Annotated in this window: 11 protein-coding genes and 1 pseudogene; all 12 read right to left on the reverse strand. The window is 55.0% G+C overall.

Annotation, left to right across the window (positions count from 1 at the left end):
• Position 1 precedes the first annotated feature (1 nt).
• The gene (gene aepY / locus MYS68_RS19680) at positions 2-1,153 is read right to left on the reverse strand and encodes a phosphonopyruvate decarboxylase (protein WP_248927484.1); all 1,152 of its coding nucleotides are present in this window, start codon (positions 1,151-1,153) and stop codon (positions 2-4) included.
• Entirely contained in the window at positions 1,150-1,977 is an 828-nt protein-coding gene (locus MYS68_RS19685) for an isocitrate lyase/phosphoenolpyruvate mutase family protein (RefSeq protein ID WP_248927485.1), read from the reverse strand. The genes aepY and MYS68_RS19685 overlap by 4 nt, the downstream gene beginning before the upstream one ends.
• Before the next feature lie 244 nt (positions 1,978-2,221).
• Positions 2,222-3,131 (reverse strand): annotated as a pseudogene (rocF, locus tag MYS68_RS19690) (arginase).
• Positions 3,132-3,151: 20 nt separating this feature from the next.
• Positions 3,152-4,081 (reverse strand): proline dehydrogenase family protein, encoded by a 930-nt coding sequence (locus MYS68_RS19695; protein ID WP_248927486.1) that lies wholly within the window; start codon positions 4,079-4,081, stop codon positions 3,152-3,154.
• 157 nt (positions 4,082-4,238) lie between these two features.
• Positions 4,239-5,867, reverse strand: coding sequence for an L-glutamate gamma-semialdehyde dehydrogenase (gene pruA, locus MYS68_RS19700; protein WP_248927487.1), 1,629 nt, complete (start codon positions 5,865-5,867; stop codon positions 4,239-4,241).
• Positions 5,864-7,078 carry an ornithine--oxo-acid transaminase gene (locus MYS68_RS19705; RefSeq protein WP_248927488.1) on the reverse strand — a complete coding sequence of 405 codons (1,215 nt, stop codon included), beginning with the start codon at positions 7,076-7,078 and terminating at the stop codon, positions 5,864-5,866. The genes pruA and MYS68_RS19705 overlap by 4 nt, the downstream gene beginning before the upstream one ends.
• A 428-nt stretch (positions 7,079-7,506) precedes the next feature.
• Positions 7,507-9,033 (reverse strand): argininosuccinate lyase, encoded by a 1,527-nt coding sequence (gene argH / locus MYS68_RS19710; protein ID WP_248927489.1) that lies wholly within the window; start codon positions 9,031-9,033, stop codon positions 7,507-7,509.
• Positions 9,030-10,583 carry an extracellular solute-binding protein gene (locus tag MYS68_RS19715; RefSeq protein WP_248927490.1) on the reverse strand — a complete coding sequence of 518 codons (1,554 nt, stop codon included), beginning with the start codon at positions 10,581-10,583 and terminating at the stop codon, positions 9,030-9,032. Before MYS68_RS19715 ends, argH begins: the two co-directional genes overlap by 4 nt.
• 39 nt (positions 10,584-10,622) lie before the next feature.
• Entirely contained in the window at positions 10,623-11,480 is an 858-nt protein-coding gene (locus MYS68_RS19720) for a carbohydrate ABC transporter permease (protein ID WP_248927491.1), read from the reverse strand.
• Positions 11,481-11,490: 10 nt separating this feature from the next.
• Positions 11,491-12,450, reverse strand: coding sequence for an ABC transporter permease (locus tag MYS68_RS19725; protein WP_248927492.1), 960 nt, complete (start codon positions 12,448-12,450; stop codon positions 11,491-11,493).
• Positions 12,451-12,547: 97 nt separating this feature from the next.
• A complete protein-coding gene (locus MYS68_RS19730; RefSeq protein ID WP_248927493.1) occupies positions 12,548-13,612 on the reverse strand; it encodes a response regulator transcription factor in 1,065 nt (354 codons plus the stop codon).
• Positions 13,605-15,431: a cache domain-containing sensor histidine kinase gene (locus MYS68_RS19735; RefSeq protein WP_248927494.1), complete on the reverse strand. Its 1,827-nt coding sequence runs from the start codon at positions 15,429-15,431 to the stop codon at positions 13,605-13,607. Before MYS68_RS19735 ends, MYS68_RS19730 begins: the two co-directional genes overlap by 8 nt.
• Positions 15,432-15,601 lie beyond the last annotated feature (170 nt).

Genomic DNA, 15,601 nt, shown 5'->3' on the forward strand with positions numbered 1-15,601 from the left:
TTCAATCCTTCCTCCGGAGGCGATGATCTGTGATAAAACGCTGCAATCTTTGGTTTATTTCATAGGGTTGTATAGTCGGCCTGCCGAGCGGCTGCTTGGAGCCCGGAGCAATTCGCATATGGATAAAGGTCAGTCCTTTGTTTCGTTTCCATTCGCTGATGGCCGATCTCAGTTCATCCAAATTATGGGCATAACCAACGGAACGATAGTTGCAGGAAGCCGCAATCTCCGCAAAATCGACTTGGTGCGAAACCGTACGTTGCCCGCCGGTCGAATCGTGAGCGTTATTGTCCAGTAAGATATGCAGCAGGTTGGGCGGATGGCAAAAGCCGATTGTTGCCAGACTTCCCATTCGCATTAACAGAGAGCCGTCTCCGTCGATCGTGACGACATCCAGATCGGGGACGGAGCGGGCAAGCCCGAGACCGAGAGATCCGACGCACCCCATAGAGCCGACTATGTACAAATGACCGGGGGCATCCGCGATATCGTACAATTCCCTCCCGGTTTTGCCAGTGGTGGCAAGAAGCACCGTTTTGTCGTCTTTTAACGAGTGGATAACGGCCAGCGCGTCGTAGCGCGAAGGCAGCTCATCCGGTGCCGTTTTCTTTTTTTTCAAGACGTTTTTGGCGGAGGTGTGCTCTTGCTTCAGCAACGGCACTTCCGTGAACGTGTCTTTACGCACGACAAAGAAGAAGGGGTGAAGAAGCTCGATTTCCTGACTTGCCCATGCCAGTTGCTGCTTCGCCTGCTCCGGATCGTCCGATAATATTGCGTGGCGTATGTTCAGCAGGTCCAACATCCGCGTCGTAATTTGTCCCATCAATTGATGTTGGGGTTCGTCGGGTTTTCCCGGTTCTCCCCGAAGACCGATAAATCCGAGCAGCGGAATCCGGAACGGGTAGTTGAGCGATGCCAGAGGCGAGACGGCATTCGTAAGACCCGAATTTTGCATGAGCACAACCGTTTTTTTTCCGCCCAAAGATGCACCGGACGCAATGGCAACGGCATCGCCTTCATTGGCCGCACCGATATAATCGCACTCGTTAATCGCGTAGTTGATCAAGCTTTTCAAATAAGAGCAAGGCACCCCGACAAAAGACGAAAACCCGAGTTTTTGAAGTTCGTCTCCCCATGTTCCAGTTTCGATCATCTATGTCCACCTTCTGCCAATCGCGCTGTCGGAAGATATATTTTTTCAGCTCTTTGCAGTTCTTCTGCCTTTTGCAGCCGGAATATCTCATCCAACTTAGCCACAGTGCCTTCCGCACCGACCAGACTTTCTTCCTGAAAGATTCGCTTTGAAATAAGCTGCATAGCCGCAACGGAAGCGCGCAAATTATGGTTGGCCCAGATGACGGCGCTTACGCCCCATTCCTTCATGAATGTTTCAATTTCGGTACAATCGGATTTTTTGCTGTGCATAAGGATGGCATCGGCACCTGCCAATCTGTAAGCTTCCGCACGCCTGAGCGCCTCCTGCATATCCCAACCTGCAATCAGCGCCTCCACCCGGGCGACAACGACGAAATCATCATCCGCCTGCGTATCTTTCATCGCTTTGATTTTACCGGTAAATTCGTCGATAGAAGCCAGCGGTTGAGCTTCTCCATCGATAAACGAATTCGTCTTCGGAAATAGCTTATCTTCGATGCAAACGCCTGCAATTCCACGCTGTTCCAATTTTTTGACCAGTCGCCGGGCATTGTTGAAATTTCCGTATCCGGTATCGCCATCGAGCAAAATCGGAATGGCTGTCGCGTCGCTCATGAACTCGAGATTGTCAAGAATTTGCGTCCATGAAGCTTCGTTGTTGTCGCGGACGCCCATCGATGCTGACATCGACAGCCCGCTGGCCCATATGCCTTTGAACCCTGTTTCTTCAACAATGGCGGCTGACAGGCCGTTATGCGCTTCCATCAAAAATTCCAGCGATGGCGAAATGATCAATTGTTTAAGCCGGGTCGTCTTTTTCATGTCGGGGACTCCTTCATTTGAAAGGTGAGTGACATTACCTTACAAAGTTATGGAGCAATAATCCGTTCAGTAACGGTAATAGCCCAGCCCCCTTTTAATAAATTTACAAATTGTTCATATTGAACGGAAGGTGCCTGGCCATCTTCCGCTTTGATCGCGCAATCGTATCCGGATATCGTCTTAAAAACAAAAAAACGAACCGTTCCAGAGGTTCGTTCTTAAACAATAACCGCATCCGCGGAGCCTACATGATCTTCTCGCCCATCAGTGAGGCGATCAGGTCGACCGCCGCCTTGGCGGTGCGGTTTACCGTGTCCAACGTCGACGAATTCCGCGCTTGTGACCGCGCCGCTGTCGGCCAGCATCTCCATCGCGAGATGGCTCTCGCGCAGGCTGATGCCGCCCGGAACAGGCGTGCCGACACCCGGCGCTTCGTAAGGATCGAGCGCGTCAAGATCGAGGCTCAGGTGAACGCCATCCGTCCCGCGCGTCACAATATCGAGCGTCCGCTCCATCACGTTTGCGATGCCGAGCCGGTCGATGTCGTGCATCGTGAATACCGTGACGCCGAGCTGCTTCAGGAACACGCGCTCCCCCGGGTCGAGCGAACGAACTCCGAGCAGCACCGTATGCTCGGGCTGCACTTTCGGCGAGCTGCCGCCGATGGCGGTCAGCGCCGGGTGACCGAAGCCGAGCGAAGCGGCCAAGGCCATCCCGTGAATGTTGCCGGACGGCGTCGTCTCCGCCGTGTTGACATCTCCGTGGGCGTCGTACCAGATGACGCCGAGGCGGGCCCGCGTTCGGCTTAAGCCGGCGATCGTGCCGATCGCGATGCTGTGATCGCCGCCAAGCACGAGCGGGAAGCGGCCTTTGCCCGCCTCGCGGGCCACGCGGTCGCACAGCTTGCCGCTCACGCGGGCGATTTCCGCCAAATACTTGAGGTTCGCCGCTTCGGCATCGGCTTTTTCTTGCCGCCCGGTGCGGCGAACCGCAATATCCCCCGTATCGCGAACGGCAAACCCCAGCCCGGCAAGCCGCTCCGTCACCCCGGCGCAGCGGATTGCGCTCGGTCCCATATCGACTCCTCTCCGGTCTGCGCCGAGATCCATCGGTACTCCGATCAATGCAACGTCACCGATTTTTGACCGATTCATGCTGCATCCCCCTCCTTCGCTTAACGGCGAAGCAAGTTTTTTGCGACAAACCACAGATTGGCCGGCCGTTCCGCAATGCGTCGTGTAAAATACGGAAACCAGTGCTCGCCGAACGGCGTATACACCCGCACGCGGTAGCCCTCTTCCGCAAGCTGGCGCTGCAGCCCCGCCGAGATGCCGTACAGCATCTGGAATTCAAATTGATCGGTCCCCATCCCCCGTTCCCGAACGTACCGTTTTATTTCGGCAACGATCGATACGTCGTGGGTGGCGATCGCCGTGTAGTTGCCATTCCCCATATGGAGACGGGCCAGCTTCAGGTAGCTGGCGTCCACGTCTTTTTTATCGGGGTAGGCGACTTCCGGAGGCTCCTTATAAGCTCCCTTCACGATGCGGATAGGCGCCCCGAGCCGCCCGAGCTCGCGGATATCCGGTATGGAACGATACAGATACGATTGAATGACGATGCCGACAAATCGGGAGCCGAATCGCTTCAGAAGGCCTTTGTAAATGCCAAGCGTGTCCGAGGTGACCTTGGAATCCTCCATGTCGATCCAAACAAAGCTGCCGCGCGACTTGGCTTCCGTCACAATGCGTTCCATGTTCGCCGAGCATAAGGCGGGATCGATCAGGAGTCCAAGCTGCGTCAGCTTCACCGATACGTTTGCGTCAAGCCGGTTCCGGTCGATCGTTTCCAGCACGCGCAGCACCATGTTCGCCGCCTCTTCCGCAAGTCCCGCGTCCGTCACGCTCTCCCCCAGGTAATCGAGGGTGACGGCCAGCCCTTGCCGGTTCAGCTCCTTCACCTTTTCCACGGTGCCGTCCAGCGTCTCCGAGGCGACAAATCGGCCGACCCCCAGCTTCATTCCGTACTTGTAAAAAAAACGCCTCACCATCCGGTTTTCCGCCACCGCAAAAATAAGCCTGCGCAACACGTCCTCCGCTTTCACAGCCATTCCTCCTCCCGAAGCGCCGGGCTGCCCGGCGAAAAAATATCGCTAACGGTGATTCGCCAAATCCAACCGGCCTTGCGGGCTCAAGGCAGAACGATCCGGAATTTCTATTCAAATTGCCGGCGGCCGCTCGGCTGCATTCAAGATCGATCCGCTAAAGCAGCTCCGACGTCAGCTTCGGCTGGGTGAAGAGCAGCAAATAATCCGGTCCGCCCGCTTTCGAATCGGTGCCCGACATGTTGAAGCCGCCGAACGGATGCACGCCGACGATCGCCCCGGTACACTTGCGGTTGACATACAGGTTGCCCGCGTGGAAATCGGCTTTCGCCAGGTCGATATGCGCCCGGCTGCGCGTAAACACCGATCCGGTAAGCCCGTAATCCGTATCATTGGCGATGTCCAGCGCCTGCCGGAAATCGTCCGCGCGCGCGAAGGCAAGCACCGGGCCGAAAATTTCCTCCCGCATGATGCGCGCCTCCGGCCGGACACCCTCCACGATCGTCGGCCGGATAAAGTAACCGCGGACATCGCCGGAACGACCCGAAGCAGCGGACGCAGAGGCAGTGGCGTCGGCGGCAGAGCCGCTCCCTCCGTCGAATGCGGCTTCGGCGGGTTCGCCGCCGGTCACGATCCGCCCTTCCCGCTGCGCTATGCCGATGTATTCGAGGATTTTGGCATAAGCGCTGCGGTCGATGACCGGTCCCGTATAGTTCGCGGCATCGCGCACATCGCCGACCTTCAGCGCTTCGGTCAGCGCGATGCACCGCTCGAGCACCTCGTCGTATACGTCGCGGTGCACGATGGCCCGCGAGCAGGCGGAGCATTTTTGCCCGCTGTAGCCGAACGCGGAGACGACGATCGCCTGCGCGGCCTGCTCCAGATCGGCATCCGCGTCCACGACGATCGCGTCTTTCCCACCGAGCTCGCCGATGAACCGTTTGAGCCACTTTTGTCCGGGCGCGGTTTGCGCCGCAAGCTCGTTCATGCGCACGCCGACCTCGCGCGAGCCGGTAAACGAAACGAACCGCGTCAGCTTGTGCTGCACGAGGTAATCGCCGATTTCCGCACCGCTGCCGGACACGAAGCTGAGCACGCCGTCCGGCAGGCCGGCTTCAAGGAGCAGCTGCACGAACCGCCAAGCGATAACCGGCGTGGCGCTCGACGGCTTGAGCACGACGGTGTTGCCCGCCACAAGCGCGGCCGTCGTCATGCCGGCCAAAATCGCGAGCGGGAAATTCCACGGCGGAATAACGACGCCGACGCCGAGCGGAATGTATTCGAGCCGGTTGCGCTCTCCCTGCAGCGGAATAAGCTCGCGGCCGCCCCGCTCGGCGAGCGCCAACATTTGCCGGCCGTAATATTCCATGAAATCGATCGCTTCGGCCGTTTCGGCATCGGCTTCGCCCCGGCTTTTGCCGGCTTCCAGCATAAGCCACGCGGAAAACTCGTGCTTGCGCCGCCGCAGCATCGCCGCCGCCTTAAAGAGCAGCTCGGCGCGCGTCTCCACGCCGGTCCGCGACCACGTGCGGAACGCTTCGTGCGCCGCCTGAACGGCGCTCTCCGCCTGCGCCAAATCGGCTTTCGCGGCGCGGCCGATTACCTGCTCCGTCTGCGAAGGGTTGATCGACACGATGTGCCGCTCCGTGCCGATCGGCTTGCCGCCGATCAAAAGCGGGCACGTCCCGCCAAGCTGCGCCGTCACCTGTGCGATCGCCGCCTGCAGCGCTGCTTCCTCCCGAGGGTCTCGAAAATCGGTGAAAGGTTCCGGACGATACGGCATCATGGCTGCCCACTCCCTTCTTTTTCGTGCAAAACTTCGCTTAATCTCTCGAGTGCCCAGTCAAGCTCTTCCTTCGTGACGATAAGCGGAGGAGCAAGCCGGATGACGCGCTCGTGCGTTTCCTTGCAGAGCAGCCCCAGCTCCATCAGCCGCTCGCAATATGGCCGGGCCGGCACGTCAAGCTCGATGCCGATAAACAGCCCTTTGCCGCGGACGTCCCGGATATGCGGATTGCTGATGAACTTCAGCCGCTCCAGCAGATACGCGCCGAGCGTCTGCGACCTGTCCGCCAGCTTCTCCTCCTCCAGCACCTCCATGGCCGCAATAGCGACCGCGCAGGCGAGCGGGTTGCCGCCGAACGTCGATCCGTGCGAGCCCGGATCGAACACATCCATCACCTCGCGGTCCGCAGCGATTGCCGATACGGGCATGACGCCGCCGCCGAGCGCTTTGCCGAGGATCAGAATATCCGGCGTGACGCCTTCCCAATCGCAGGCAAAACGCCGGCCGGTCCGCCCGAAGCCGGTCTGGATTTCGTCGGCAAGCAGCAGCACTTGCCGCTCCTTGCAAAGCTTCGCCGCTTCCCGCAGAAAGCCGTCCGGCGGCAAAACGACGCCGGCCTCCCCCTGCACCGGCTCGACGAGAAAAGCCGCCGTATGTGGAGTGATCGCGGACTCCAGCGCTGCGGTATCGCCGTACGGGATGACGGTGAAGCCCGGCGTAAACGGCCCGAACCCGCGCCGGTACTCCGGCGAGGACGAGAACGAGGTAACCGTGACGGTTCTCCCGTGAAAATTGCCTTCGCATACGATGATGTCCGCCTTGCCCTCCGGCACCCGCTTCACGTCGTACGCCCACCGCCGCGTCGCCTTGATCGCCGTCTCCACCGCTTCCGCGCCGGTGTTCATCGGCAGCACGCGCTGCATGCCGGTCAAACGGCACAGCTTCTCGTAAAACTCGCCGAGCAGCTCGTGGTGAAACGCCCGCGACGTCAAGGTGACGCGCTCCGCCTGGTCTTTAAGCGCCCGGATGATTTTCGGATGCCTGTGCCCATGGCTGACTGCGGAATAGGCGCTGAGCATATCCATGTAGCGGCGTCCTTCCGGATCTTCCACCCAAACCCCTTCGGCGCGGGCGATGACAAGCGGCAGAGGCTTGTAGTTGCCTGCGCCGTAAGTCTCCGCCTTGGTGATGGCTTTTTGGGACCGGTTCATTTCGCTGCACCTCCATTTCACTGATCGCCTGCGGAACGAGGAACGATTTTGAATTGAAGTGTCGGTTGTCTCAAAGCCGGTGTGACGCCGGGAACCATTTGTTGAGATAAAGGCAAATTCAAATTTTTAAGGTACGGTCTGCATTATTAGGGTGCTTTTTGCAATAAAGAAACGGACATTAGGGAGGAATGAGGGAATGGTATCTGCTTGTGTTCAGATGTAAAGGGAAAGAGGATGATTGGACTTCGTATTTCTACTATAAGTATATCATATCTTGTCGAAATAAGGTGGCAAAAATGTCATTTCGTACTTCCAGTGTATGCGTGGACCCATAGAATGTTCGCGGGTGCCTACGCTGCTTTCTTTTTTACCCCATTCGGTTGAAAAACCCCGGATGACCTGATCTCCGGGGTTCCTGCGATTCTAAATTAACGCCCTTGCCGCGCCATGTCTGCGACTATCCAATCCAATTGGCGGTACGATTGCAGGGACTTCTCTTTTGCGGCATTTAGCCATGACAGGTGCTCGTCATGCTGAAGCTTTCGCTCGGCAATCATCCTTCTCACTTCCCTCGGATTGGGACCGCCGGGCAGAGAACGTACGGCAACAAAATAATCGGGGTCCAGGGACAGCACTAATTTCGTCTCGTCAATGAGCAGCGGTTTTCCGATCACCTCGTAAGCCGCTTCGTTGACAAGCCCGAGTGTAACTTCATGAGCGCCGATTCCCTGGGATAACGCCATCTTCACGACTTTGCTCGCAATGTGATGAGCTTTGCGGAAGGATAAACCATCCGTTCTCACGAGCGTATCCGCCAGCTCGGTGATGGTCGCGAAGCTGGACACGGCCCGTTCGCGCAGCTTTTCCTTATTCACTTCCGCGGTACCGATCACGCAGGCGAGCAGCCTGCACAGCTTATCGAGCAGATCGAGGCTTCTCCAGGCGTACGGCTGCATATCGTCTTCCGTATCGACGATATCGCCGAACGGCGTGTTGTGAATCATCGTGAGTACCGTCTGGGTGTTGCCTACACAGCTCGATAACAGGGAACGCAGATGCTCCAAGGATACCGGATTGCGTTTTTGCGGCATAATCGAGCTCGTTTGCACGTAAGGGTCGGAAACCCGCAAAACCGCAAACTCCTGGGTGCTCCACAGCAGCAAATCTTGCACGAAGCGGCCGAGCGTGATCGCGGCAATTTGCGTGACCGTCATGAGCTCGGCAATGTAATCCGCTCCCCCGATCGCGTCATACGAATTTTCGATCAATTCGTCAAATCCGAGCAGCTCTCTCATCCGGTCCCGGTTAATGTTGAAGCCGGAGGTTGTCAGTGCGGCTGCCCCCATCGAGCTTTGATTCAGATGGCGGTACGCATTCGCAAATCGCCGCATATCCCGGTTCAGCGAATCGACCACGGCCATGATATAGTGGCCTAATGTGGTCGGCTGAGCCTGCTGGGTATGGGTGTACCCGATCATCAGCGTCTCGGCATGTTCTGCGGCAAACTCCAGCAGCTGATCTTTTAAGGACAATACGGAAGATAAAGCGGTTTGCAGCTTATCGCGAAGCGCAAGCCGGAACATGGCGATGCTCATATCGTTGCGGCTGCGCGCGATGTGCAGATTTCCGGCTATATCGCCGGCCCGTTCAAGCAGCTCCCGCTCCACCTGAAAAAACAAATCTTCCACTTCACCCGAGTATTGTGAACTGCGGATAGTCTGCAGGTCAAGGCTCCGGATCGCTTCGGCAATCCGTCCGCCCTCTTCCGGGGAAATCAAATGCTGCTCCGTCAGCATAATAAGCTGAGCCTTGTTGATGGCCATCATGGGACCAAGCAAATGCTGCTTGGCCTCGTCATAGGAAGGCGCAAGAACGACCTCCGTATACGTTTTTCCCGGAAAGGCGCTGCCTTCGTTCCGTATGATGTTCTCTCTGTGGCTTAACGCTCCGCTCATTTGCCGCCCCCCTGCTTCTTATACCAGTCGGTCGCTTCCTGAATCACCTTGTCTCCTCCGCGTTTCTTCCAATCGTCCACAAACTTGTCGAAGCTGTCGATCGATTCCTTGCCGGTGATGATCTTGGCGGCGGTTTCGATCCAAAGGCCGGTATAACCAAGCTCCGGTTTGGATTGAAGCGTCGGCGGAATTGGCATATCCAGCGCATCGTTGACACGGCCTTCGCTGTTGGCTACTTGCAAAGCTTTTGTGATCAAGTCCCCGTTGACACGGCCGTTGATATAATCCTTATCCGTTAAATGCGTCGGACCGATAAATCTGAGGAAATGAAGATGCATCGTTTCCCTGTCGATGTCCGCCTGCACTTGAGGTTGTTTGTAAACCAATTTTCCGGATTCAGTCGTATAATCGTCGCCCTCGAGCCCATAGTTCAAAAACTTTTGAGCCGCATCGGAATAATACCATTCCAAAAACTTAAGTACATTTTCCGGATGTTTGTTCGACCTCGGAATGACCCATGCGGAAAGCGGATTGACCGCCGAGCCGATCAAGCTTCCTCCCTTGCCGTCCGGTCCGATCGGCGCAGGGATATTCATGATGACCGCCTTCGGATCGCCGCTTTTCACTTCCGCCGCCCATTTATCCGGATAATCCGGCACATGCACCCACATGCCGACTCTGGCCGTCGCTTTCACTTTCGAGTCAAAATCTTTCGGCTGATTCAGGAAAATCTCGTTATCCATCAGCTTTTCCTGATACATGCTTTGATGCAGCTTCAAAGCCTCTTTCATTTGCGGACGGATGAAGTTAGGCACCAGCTGATTATTTTCGTATTTCCAGCCGGAAAGGCTCACATCGTAAGCGGAGAAGAAAATTTCCGCATAATTGAAATTCATTCGGCCGGAGAACGGAATTTCATCCGCCTTGCCGTTGCCGTTAGGATCCTTATCCCGGAAGGCACGCAGGACGTTCAAATATTCGTCCACCGTCTTGGGCACTTGCAGCCCGAGCTTATCCAGCCAGTCTTTGCGGATATAAACGATTTGATTATTCCGGGTCGCGCGCTCGGCCGGAATAGCGTAAATTTTCCCGTCCTTGCTGACGAGAGCGGAGTTCCACAGCTCCTTGCCGATTTTCGTTTTCAGACTCGGCGCGTATTTATCGATCAGCTCGTTCAAGTCGTAAAAAGCGTTGTTGCTCAGTGCAGGAGCCACCTCGGGAGAGGTTATGCCGTTGACGACCTGAATCGCGTCGGGCAGTTCGCCGGCGGCAAACATTAAATTGAGCTTCTGCGAATATTCCTTTTGCGGGATGAGCTCCAGGCGAACGTTCGTTTTGGAAAGCTCCCGAAGCTTGTTCACGTATTTATCTTCGTTGATGTTGGGAGAAGCTTCGATGTACGGAAAGTTTCGCGTGCTAAGCGCAAGCTTCACCGTAGGTGGAGCGGCTTCGCCGCCTGCGGCGGGTTTTGGCTCATTGCTCCCGCAGGCCGCAAGCAAACTTCCGGGTAAAGCCGCACAAAGCAATAACGTTACAAATTTCTTTTTCACGAGAGATGACCCTCCTTATGTTTGCAAAAGTAAAATAACCTATCCTTTGACCGATCCGATCATCGCGCCTTTGACAAAATGCTTCTGAACAAACGGATAGATGATCATGACCGGCACGGTCGCGACGATAATCGTCGCCATCTTGATGCCCTCCGCCGAAGAAAGAGAGTTCAGCACGCTGGCCGTATCACTGTCCACCACGATCTGTCTCAATTTCACCTGCAGCGGAAACCAGCCCGGATCGCGCAAATACATCATCGCCGCATAATAACCGTTCCAGTGTCCGACCGCATAAAACATGCCGATCGTCGTCATCACCGGCAAGGACAAGGGCAGCACGATGCTCCATAACGTCCGGTATTCGTGGCAGCCGTCGATTTTTGCCGCCTCGGTCAGCCCGTCCGGAATGTTTTGGAAAAACGAAATCATAATCAGCAAGTTAAAACCGCTCACGAGCGACGGAATCATAAGCGCCCACAGCGTATCCAGCATGCCCAGCGACTTGACCAGCAAAAACGAAGGGATGATCGGGGCGGTAAAAATCATCGTAAACAATACGACGAGAATGATGGCCGATCGGCCTTTCAAATCGGGACGGGCCAAGCCGTAGGCCATCAGGGTAGTAAATGCAAGATTAAGCGCAGTTCCGAGGACCGTGATATAAACGGTGATGCCGAAGGATTTCCAAAAGCCCGCATTTTTAATAACGGCGATATAATTTTCCAAAGTAAAGTTCACCGGCCATACGGTGACGAGCCCCTGCAATATAGCGTTTCCTCCGCTGAAGGAGCCTGCCACCATATTGACGAACGGCAGCAGCATGCATAAGGAAACAAGCGTAAGCACCGTATAATTGCCGACGATAAACCACTTTCTTGCCCGGCTGACTCTTCCCATGCTCCTCCTCCTAATACAGGGAATTCCCCGTTGACCTTTTGCTGATGGCGTTCGCTCCGAGGATAAGGACAAGTCCGACGACCGACTTAAACAGCCCGACCGCCGTCGTGTAGCTGTATTGTCCGCCCAGAAGCCCCACCCGGTAAATGTATGTATCCAAAATATCGCCGCTCACCCGAACAAGAGGGTTCAGCAGTACATAGATTTGCTCGAAGCCGAGATCCAGCACATGTCCGATTTTGAGCAGCAGCAGCACCATAATGGTCGGCATTAACGCCGGCAAGGTGATGCTGAACACCTGCCGCAGCTTCCCGGCACCATCCACTTCCGCCGCTTCGTATAATTCCGGATTGATGCCGGTCAGTGCGGCCAAGTAAATGATCGTTCCCCAGCCGACTTCCTTCCAAATCCCTGAAACGACGACGATGCTGCGAAAGAAGGACGGCTCCTGCATGAAAAAGATTTTCTCCGTGCCGAATGCGGCCAAAACCCGGTTGACCAAACCCGTATCCGGCGCAAGCAAGCTGATGACCATACCGCCCACAATGACCCACGACAAGAAATGCGGGATATACAGGACGGTTTGCGTAACCCTTTTAAATAGAGCTTTACCCACCTCGTTTAACAAAAGCGCAAGCACGATCGGCGCCGGAAAGCCGAAAATCAGCTGATACAGGCTGATGACCAGCGTATTGCGCAGCACCAGAAAAAACTCTTCATAGCTGAACAGCTCGGAAAAATGTTTGAAGCCTACGAATGGGCTGCCGGCAATTCCCCCGAACGGGCTGTAATCTTGAAACGCGATGACACTCCCTGCGAGCGGAATATATTTAAATACGACAAAAAACAGCAATCCCGGCGCGATCATCGAATAAATTTGCCAATTTTTCATAAAATATGACGATCTGCGCGTATGTTTTTCCGTTAATGGAACGGTTCCTGCAGCGTTCACGTCGGCCCCCTTGCTCATAGCTCAACCTCCTTCCTCTTGTTTAAGCTAAGTGTAAACGCCTACAATCGGAAGGTACATGTGGTTTGCGCCGCAAAACTTGTCATTTCTTCGCCGGTTATTCGCCTTGGCCCGGTTCAAGCAGCCGTTTGCGATACTCCTTGGGCGAATAACCGTAATGCCGTTTGAACATTTTCGTAAAATGGGCGTAATCCGTATAGCCGCACTGAAACGCAGCCTCGTATATTTTACACGACGGATCGGCCATCAACTCTTTGGCCCGCTCCATGCGCGCGTTCATCACATATTGGGTGAAATTGACGCCGGTCTCTTCCTTGATGCATTCGCTCGTATAGGAAACCGATAAATTCAGCTCATCGGCCACCGACTGCAAGGACAGGTTTTCGTCAAACATATGGTCCTCAATGTATTTGATCGCCTTCTTCGCCGCCAGAGCCGTTCCGTGGTTTCGAACGGACGCAATATGCCGCATCCAATCGTCTATCCGGCTCTTCGCCAGAGCTCTCAGTGCGCCCATCGGCTTCGTTATATTCCATTCGGCGGGGTCAACCTCGCTAAGACCCGGGAAGCTTTCCGCCAATTCGTTGCGGGTAAATGTCAGCAAATCCGCATAAACCGCAATGCTACCGTTCGGATCATCCCCATATATGCGGATGATGCCGTCGTTGACTTCTTGCAGCAGCAAAGCGACGGCGGACTTGTCCATGTCGCGCACGAAGACGGACAGGCGCGCCGCCTGCCGCCGGCAATACCACAGCGATTCCTGCCGCAAAGCTTGCAGCTGCTTCCGCCGGCTTCGTGTCGATGCGATTTGTTCCAGCATCGCCTGCATCTGCCCCGGCACGATCGGCTTCAGCAAATAATCGGTGACTCCGAAACGGATCGCCCTTTGAGCGTATTCGAATTCCCCGTACCCGGACAAGATGATCACATCGGCTTCATTTCCTTCTTCACGCAGTGCGGAAATCAGGCTGAGGCCGTCCATGACCGGCATCCGGATATCGGTAATGAGCAGGTCCGCCGGATCTTCCCTCATGAAATCGAGCGTTTCCCGGCCATTTGTAAAAACCGCCGCAACCTCGAACAGTCCGGTTTTTTCCACGATCATTTTCAGGCTTTTTTTAATTAATGTTTCATCGTCGGCAATAACGACTTTAAGCATCCAGTTTTCCCCCCGTAACGATCGGCAAATAAACCTCAATCCATGTTCCTTCTTCATCCGACTTCAAAATATGCAGCCCGTATCCGCCGCCGAAGCTTAACCGCAAACGTTGATGGACGTTCCATAATCCCATCCTGCCGGACCTGCTTGCATCGTCCTGTTCGTTTTCCGGCAATGGATCGCCTTCTTCGCTTACCGACTGGAAGGAGCGGTTTAACCGCTCCATAACGGCGGGGGGCATGCCTTCCCCTTTGTCCATTACGATCAGGCGATAACCCGTTTCCCCTGCCTCCCCCTGTATGCCGATATAATCGGGGTAACGCTCGTGTTTCTCGTAAGCATGCCGGAAAACATTTTCCACGAGCGGTTGGAGGGTGAGGCGCAAAGCGCGAACATTGGGAAGCTCGTTCCAGGCAACCTGCAGTTCGACAGTCAGATGCTCGAAGCGCTCTTTTTGAATGTCCAAATAGGTCTCGATATGTTTCATTTCCTCATACAGCGTCACCTTGGTATCTCCGCTTGTAATGCTGTATCGGAACAAGGCTGCAAGCGAAGTCGCCATTCGGCTGATCGGCATCACATTTTCCAAAATCGCATAAGAATTGATGACCTCCAGGGTGTTATATAGAAAATGAGGATTGATTTGCGCCTGCATCGCTTTCAGCATCGTTTCTCTTTGCTTGATGATAAGTTCCTTCTTCCGCAGCTCGGAAGCATGGATTTCCTCAATCAATCTTTGCAGCTTCTCCACCATGTGGTTAAAGCTTTCATACAGCTCGCTTGTTTCGTCCTGCCTTCCGTGACGGACATGCGCCCGGACAAACATCTCGCCGCTCCCCGCCCTTTTCATCAACCTGCCCAAATGCGACAGCGCATTCGTCAGATTCAGCGTAAATCCGCCGAGAACGAGCAGCGAAATCAAGGTAACCGCAGACAAGATCACGATCGTGACATTTCTTAGCGCAAACAAGTCCCCGGTCAATTCGGCCAGCGGGACCTCGGACACCAGCGTCCATCCCGTCGACGGCGTCCGCTCGAAAACGATCAGCTTGCTGACCCCGGAATCCTCCGCAATCAGCGACCCGCGCTCTTTATTTTGAATTTGGTTCTTGTACCAGTCGGGCACGGCTTGGCCGATTTTGCTCTGATCGGGATGAAGCAAAATGCCGCCCTCCCCGTCCGAAATCCACGTAAACCCGGCCTGGCCCGATCCGATATTGCTGATGAGCGCCGACAGCTCGTTGAGCCGAAGATCGATGAACATAAGTCCGTCCGTACGGTAGGTGCTTGTATCCGAAAATTTCCTGCTGATCGTCAGAAGCGGTATGCCGCTTTCCCAATGAATCGTATTGAATTTCGTCTTGCGGTCTCCCTTCGGCTCGAGCTGGTTGAAATCGCGGTTCGTCAGTCCGTCCATCGTTTCCGCCAAATTGGAAGCGACGACGCCGTTTCCGGAAATGATGGAGAGGCCGTAAATTTCTTTTTTCCCATTGATGATTTGGTTGATGACCTGACTTTGAATTTGCGTTGTTATCGCGTATCGTTGGTATGTATCCTCCGGGGTAATCTTCATAAAAGCTTGGATAAGCGGATGAGTGATGTAGGGAAGCGTTCTGCGTTCGATATCGTCGAAATAATAGTTCAGATACGTATTGGCCTGCCCGATGGATTTCTGCGCCGACGCGATGGCGTTTTCTTCGATCAGTTCGGTGGAGCGCTGATACCAAATGGAACCGAATAAAACAAACGGCAGCAGAAAAAAGACCGTAAACAGCAAAATCAGCTTAGCCCGTATGGTTTTGAGATTAAATAGGGTCATGTTCGATTCACCTCTACCGATGATGACCGTTGCCGGTCATAAAAGCACCCACATTGTACCACCACATCCCGGCGCTTGTCTTTAAGAAAAATATATTCCGATGCGTCTCCTGACTTGGTATCCCCCTACTTAGCGGAGGTCGTGATTTTCCGGTAAAATGGAGTTGAAAG

This window comes from Paenibacillus hamazuiensis, from assembly GCF_023276405.1.
Taxonomy (GTDB): domain Bacteria; phylum Bacillota; class Bacilli; order Paenibacillales; family NBRC-103111; genus Paenibacillus_AF; species Paenibacillus_AF hamazuiensis.

Bases quoted from the DNA above. Each gene is read 5' to 3' on its own strand.
- MYS68_RS19720 (WP_248927491.1), bottom strand. From the start codon at position 11,480: ATGGGAAGAGTCAGCCGGGCAAGAAAGTGGTTTATCGTCGGCAATTAT.
- pruA (WP_248927487.1), bottom strand. From the start codon at position 5,867: ATGATGCCGTATCGTCCGGAACCTTTCACCGATTTTCGAGACCCTCGG.
- MYS68_RS19730 (WP_248927493.1), bottom strand. From the start codon at position 13,612: ATGCTTAAAGTCGTTATTGCCGACGATGAAACATTAATTAAAAAAAGC.
- MYS68_RS19685 (WP_248927485.1), bottom strand. From the start codon at position 1,977: ATGAAAAAGACGACCCGGCTTAAACAATTGATCATTTCGCCATCGCTG.
- MYS68_RS19735 (WP_248927494.1), bottom strand. From the start codon at position 15,431: ATGACCCTATTTAATCTCAAAACCATACGGGCTAAGCTGATTTTGCTG.
- argH (WP_248927489.1), bottom strand. From the start codon at position 9,033: ATGAGCGGAGCGTTAAGCCACAGAGAGAACATCATACGGAACGAAGGC.
- MYS68_RS19725 (WP_248927492.1), bottom strand. From the start codon at position 12,450: ATGAGCAAGGGGGCCGACGTGAACGCTGCAGGAACCGTTCCATTAACG.
- MYS68_RS19705 (WP_248927488.1), bottom strand. From the start codon at position 7,078: ATGAACCGGTCCCAAAAAGCCATCACCAAGGCGGAGACTTACGGCGCA.
- aepY (WP_248927484.1), bottom strand. From the start codon at position 1,153: ATGATCGAAACTGGAACATGGGGAGACGAACTTCAAAAACTCGGGTTT.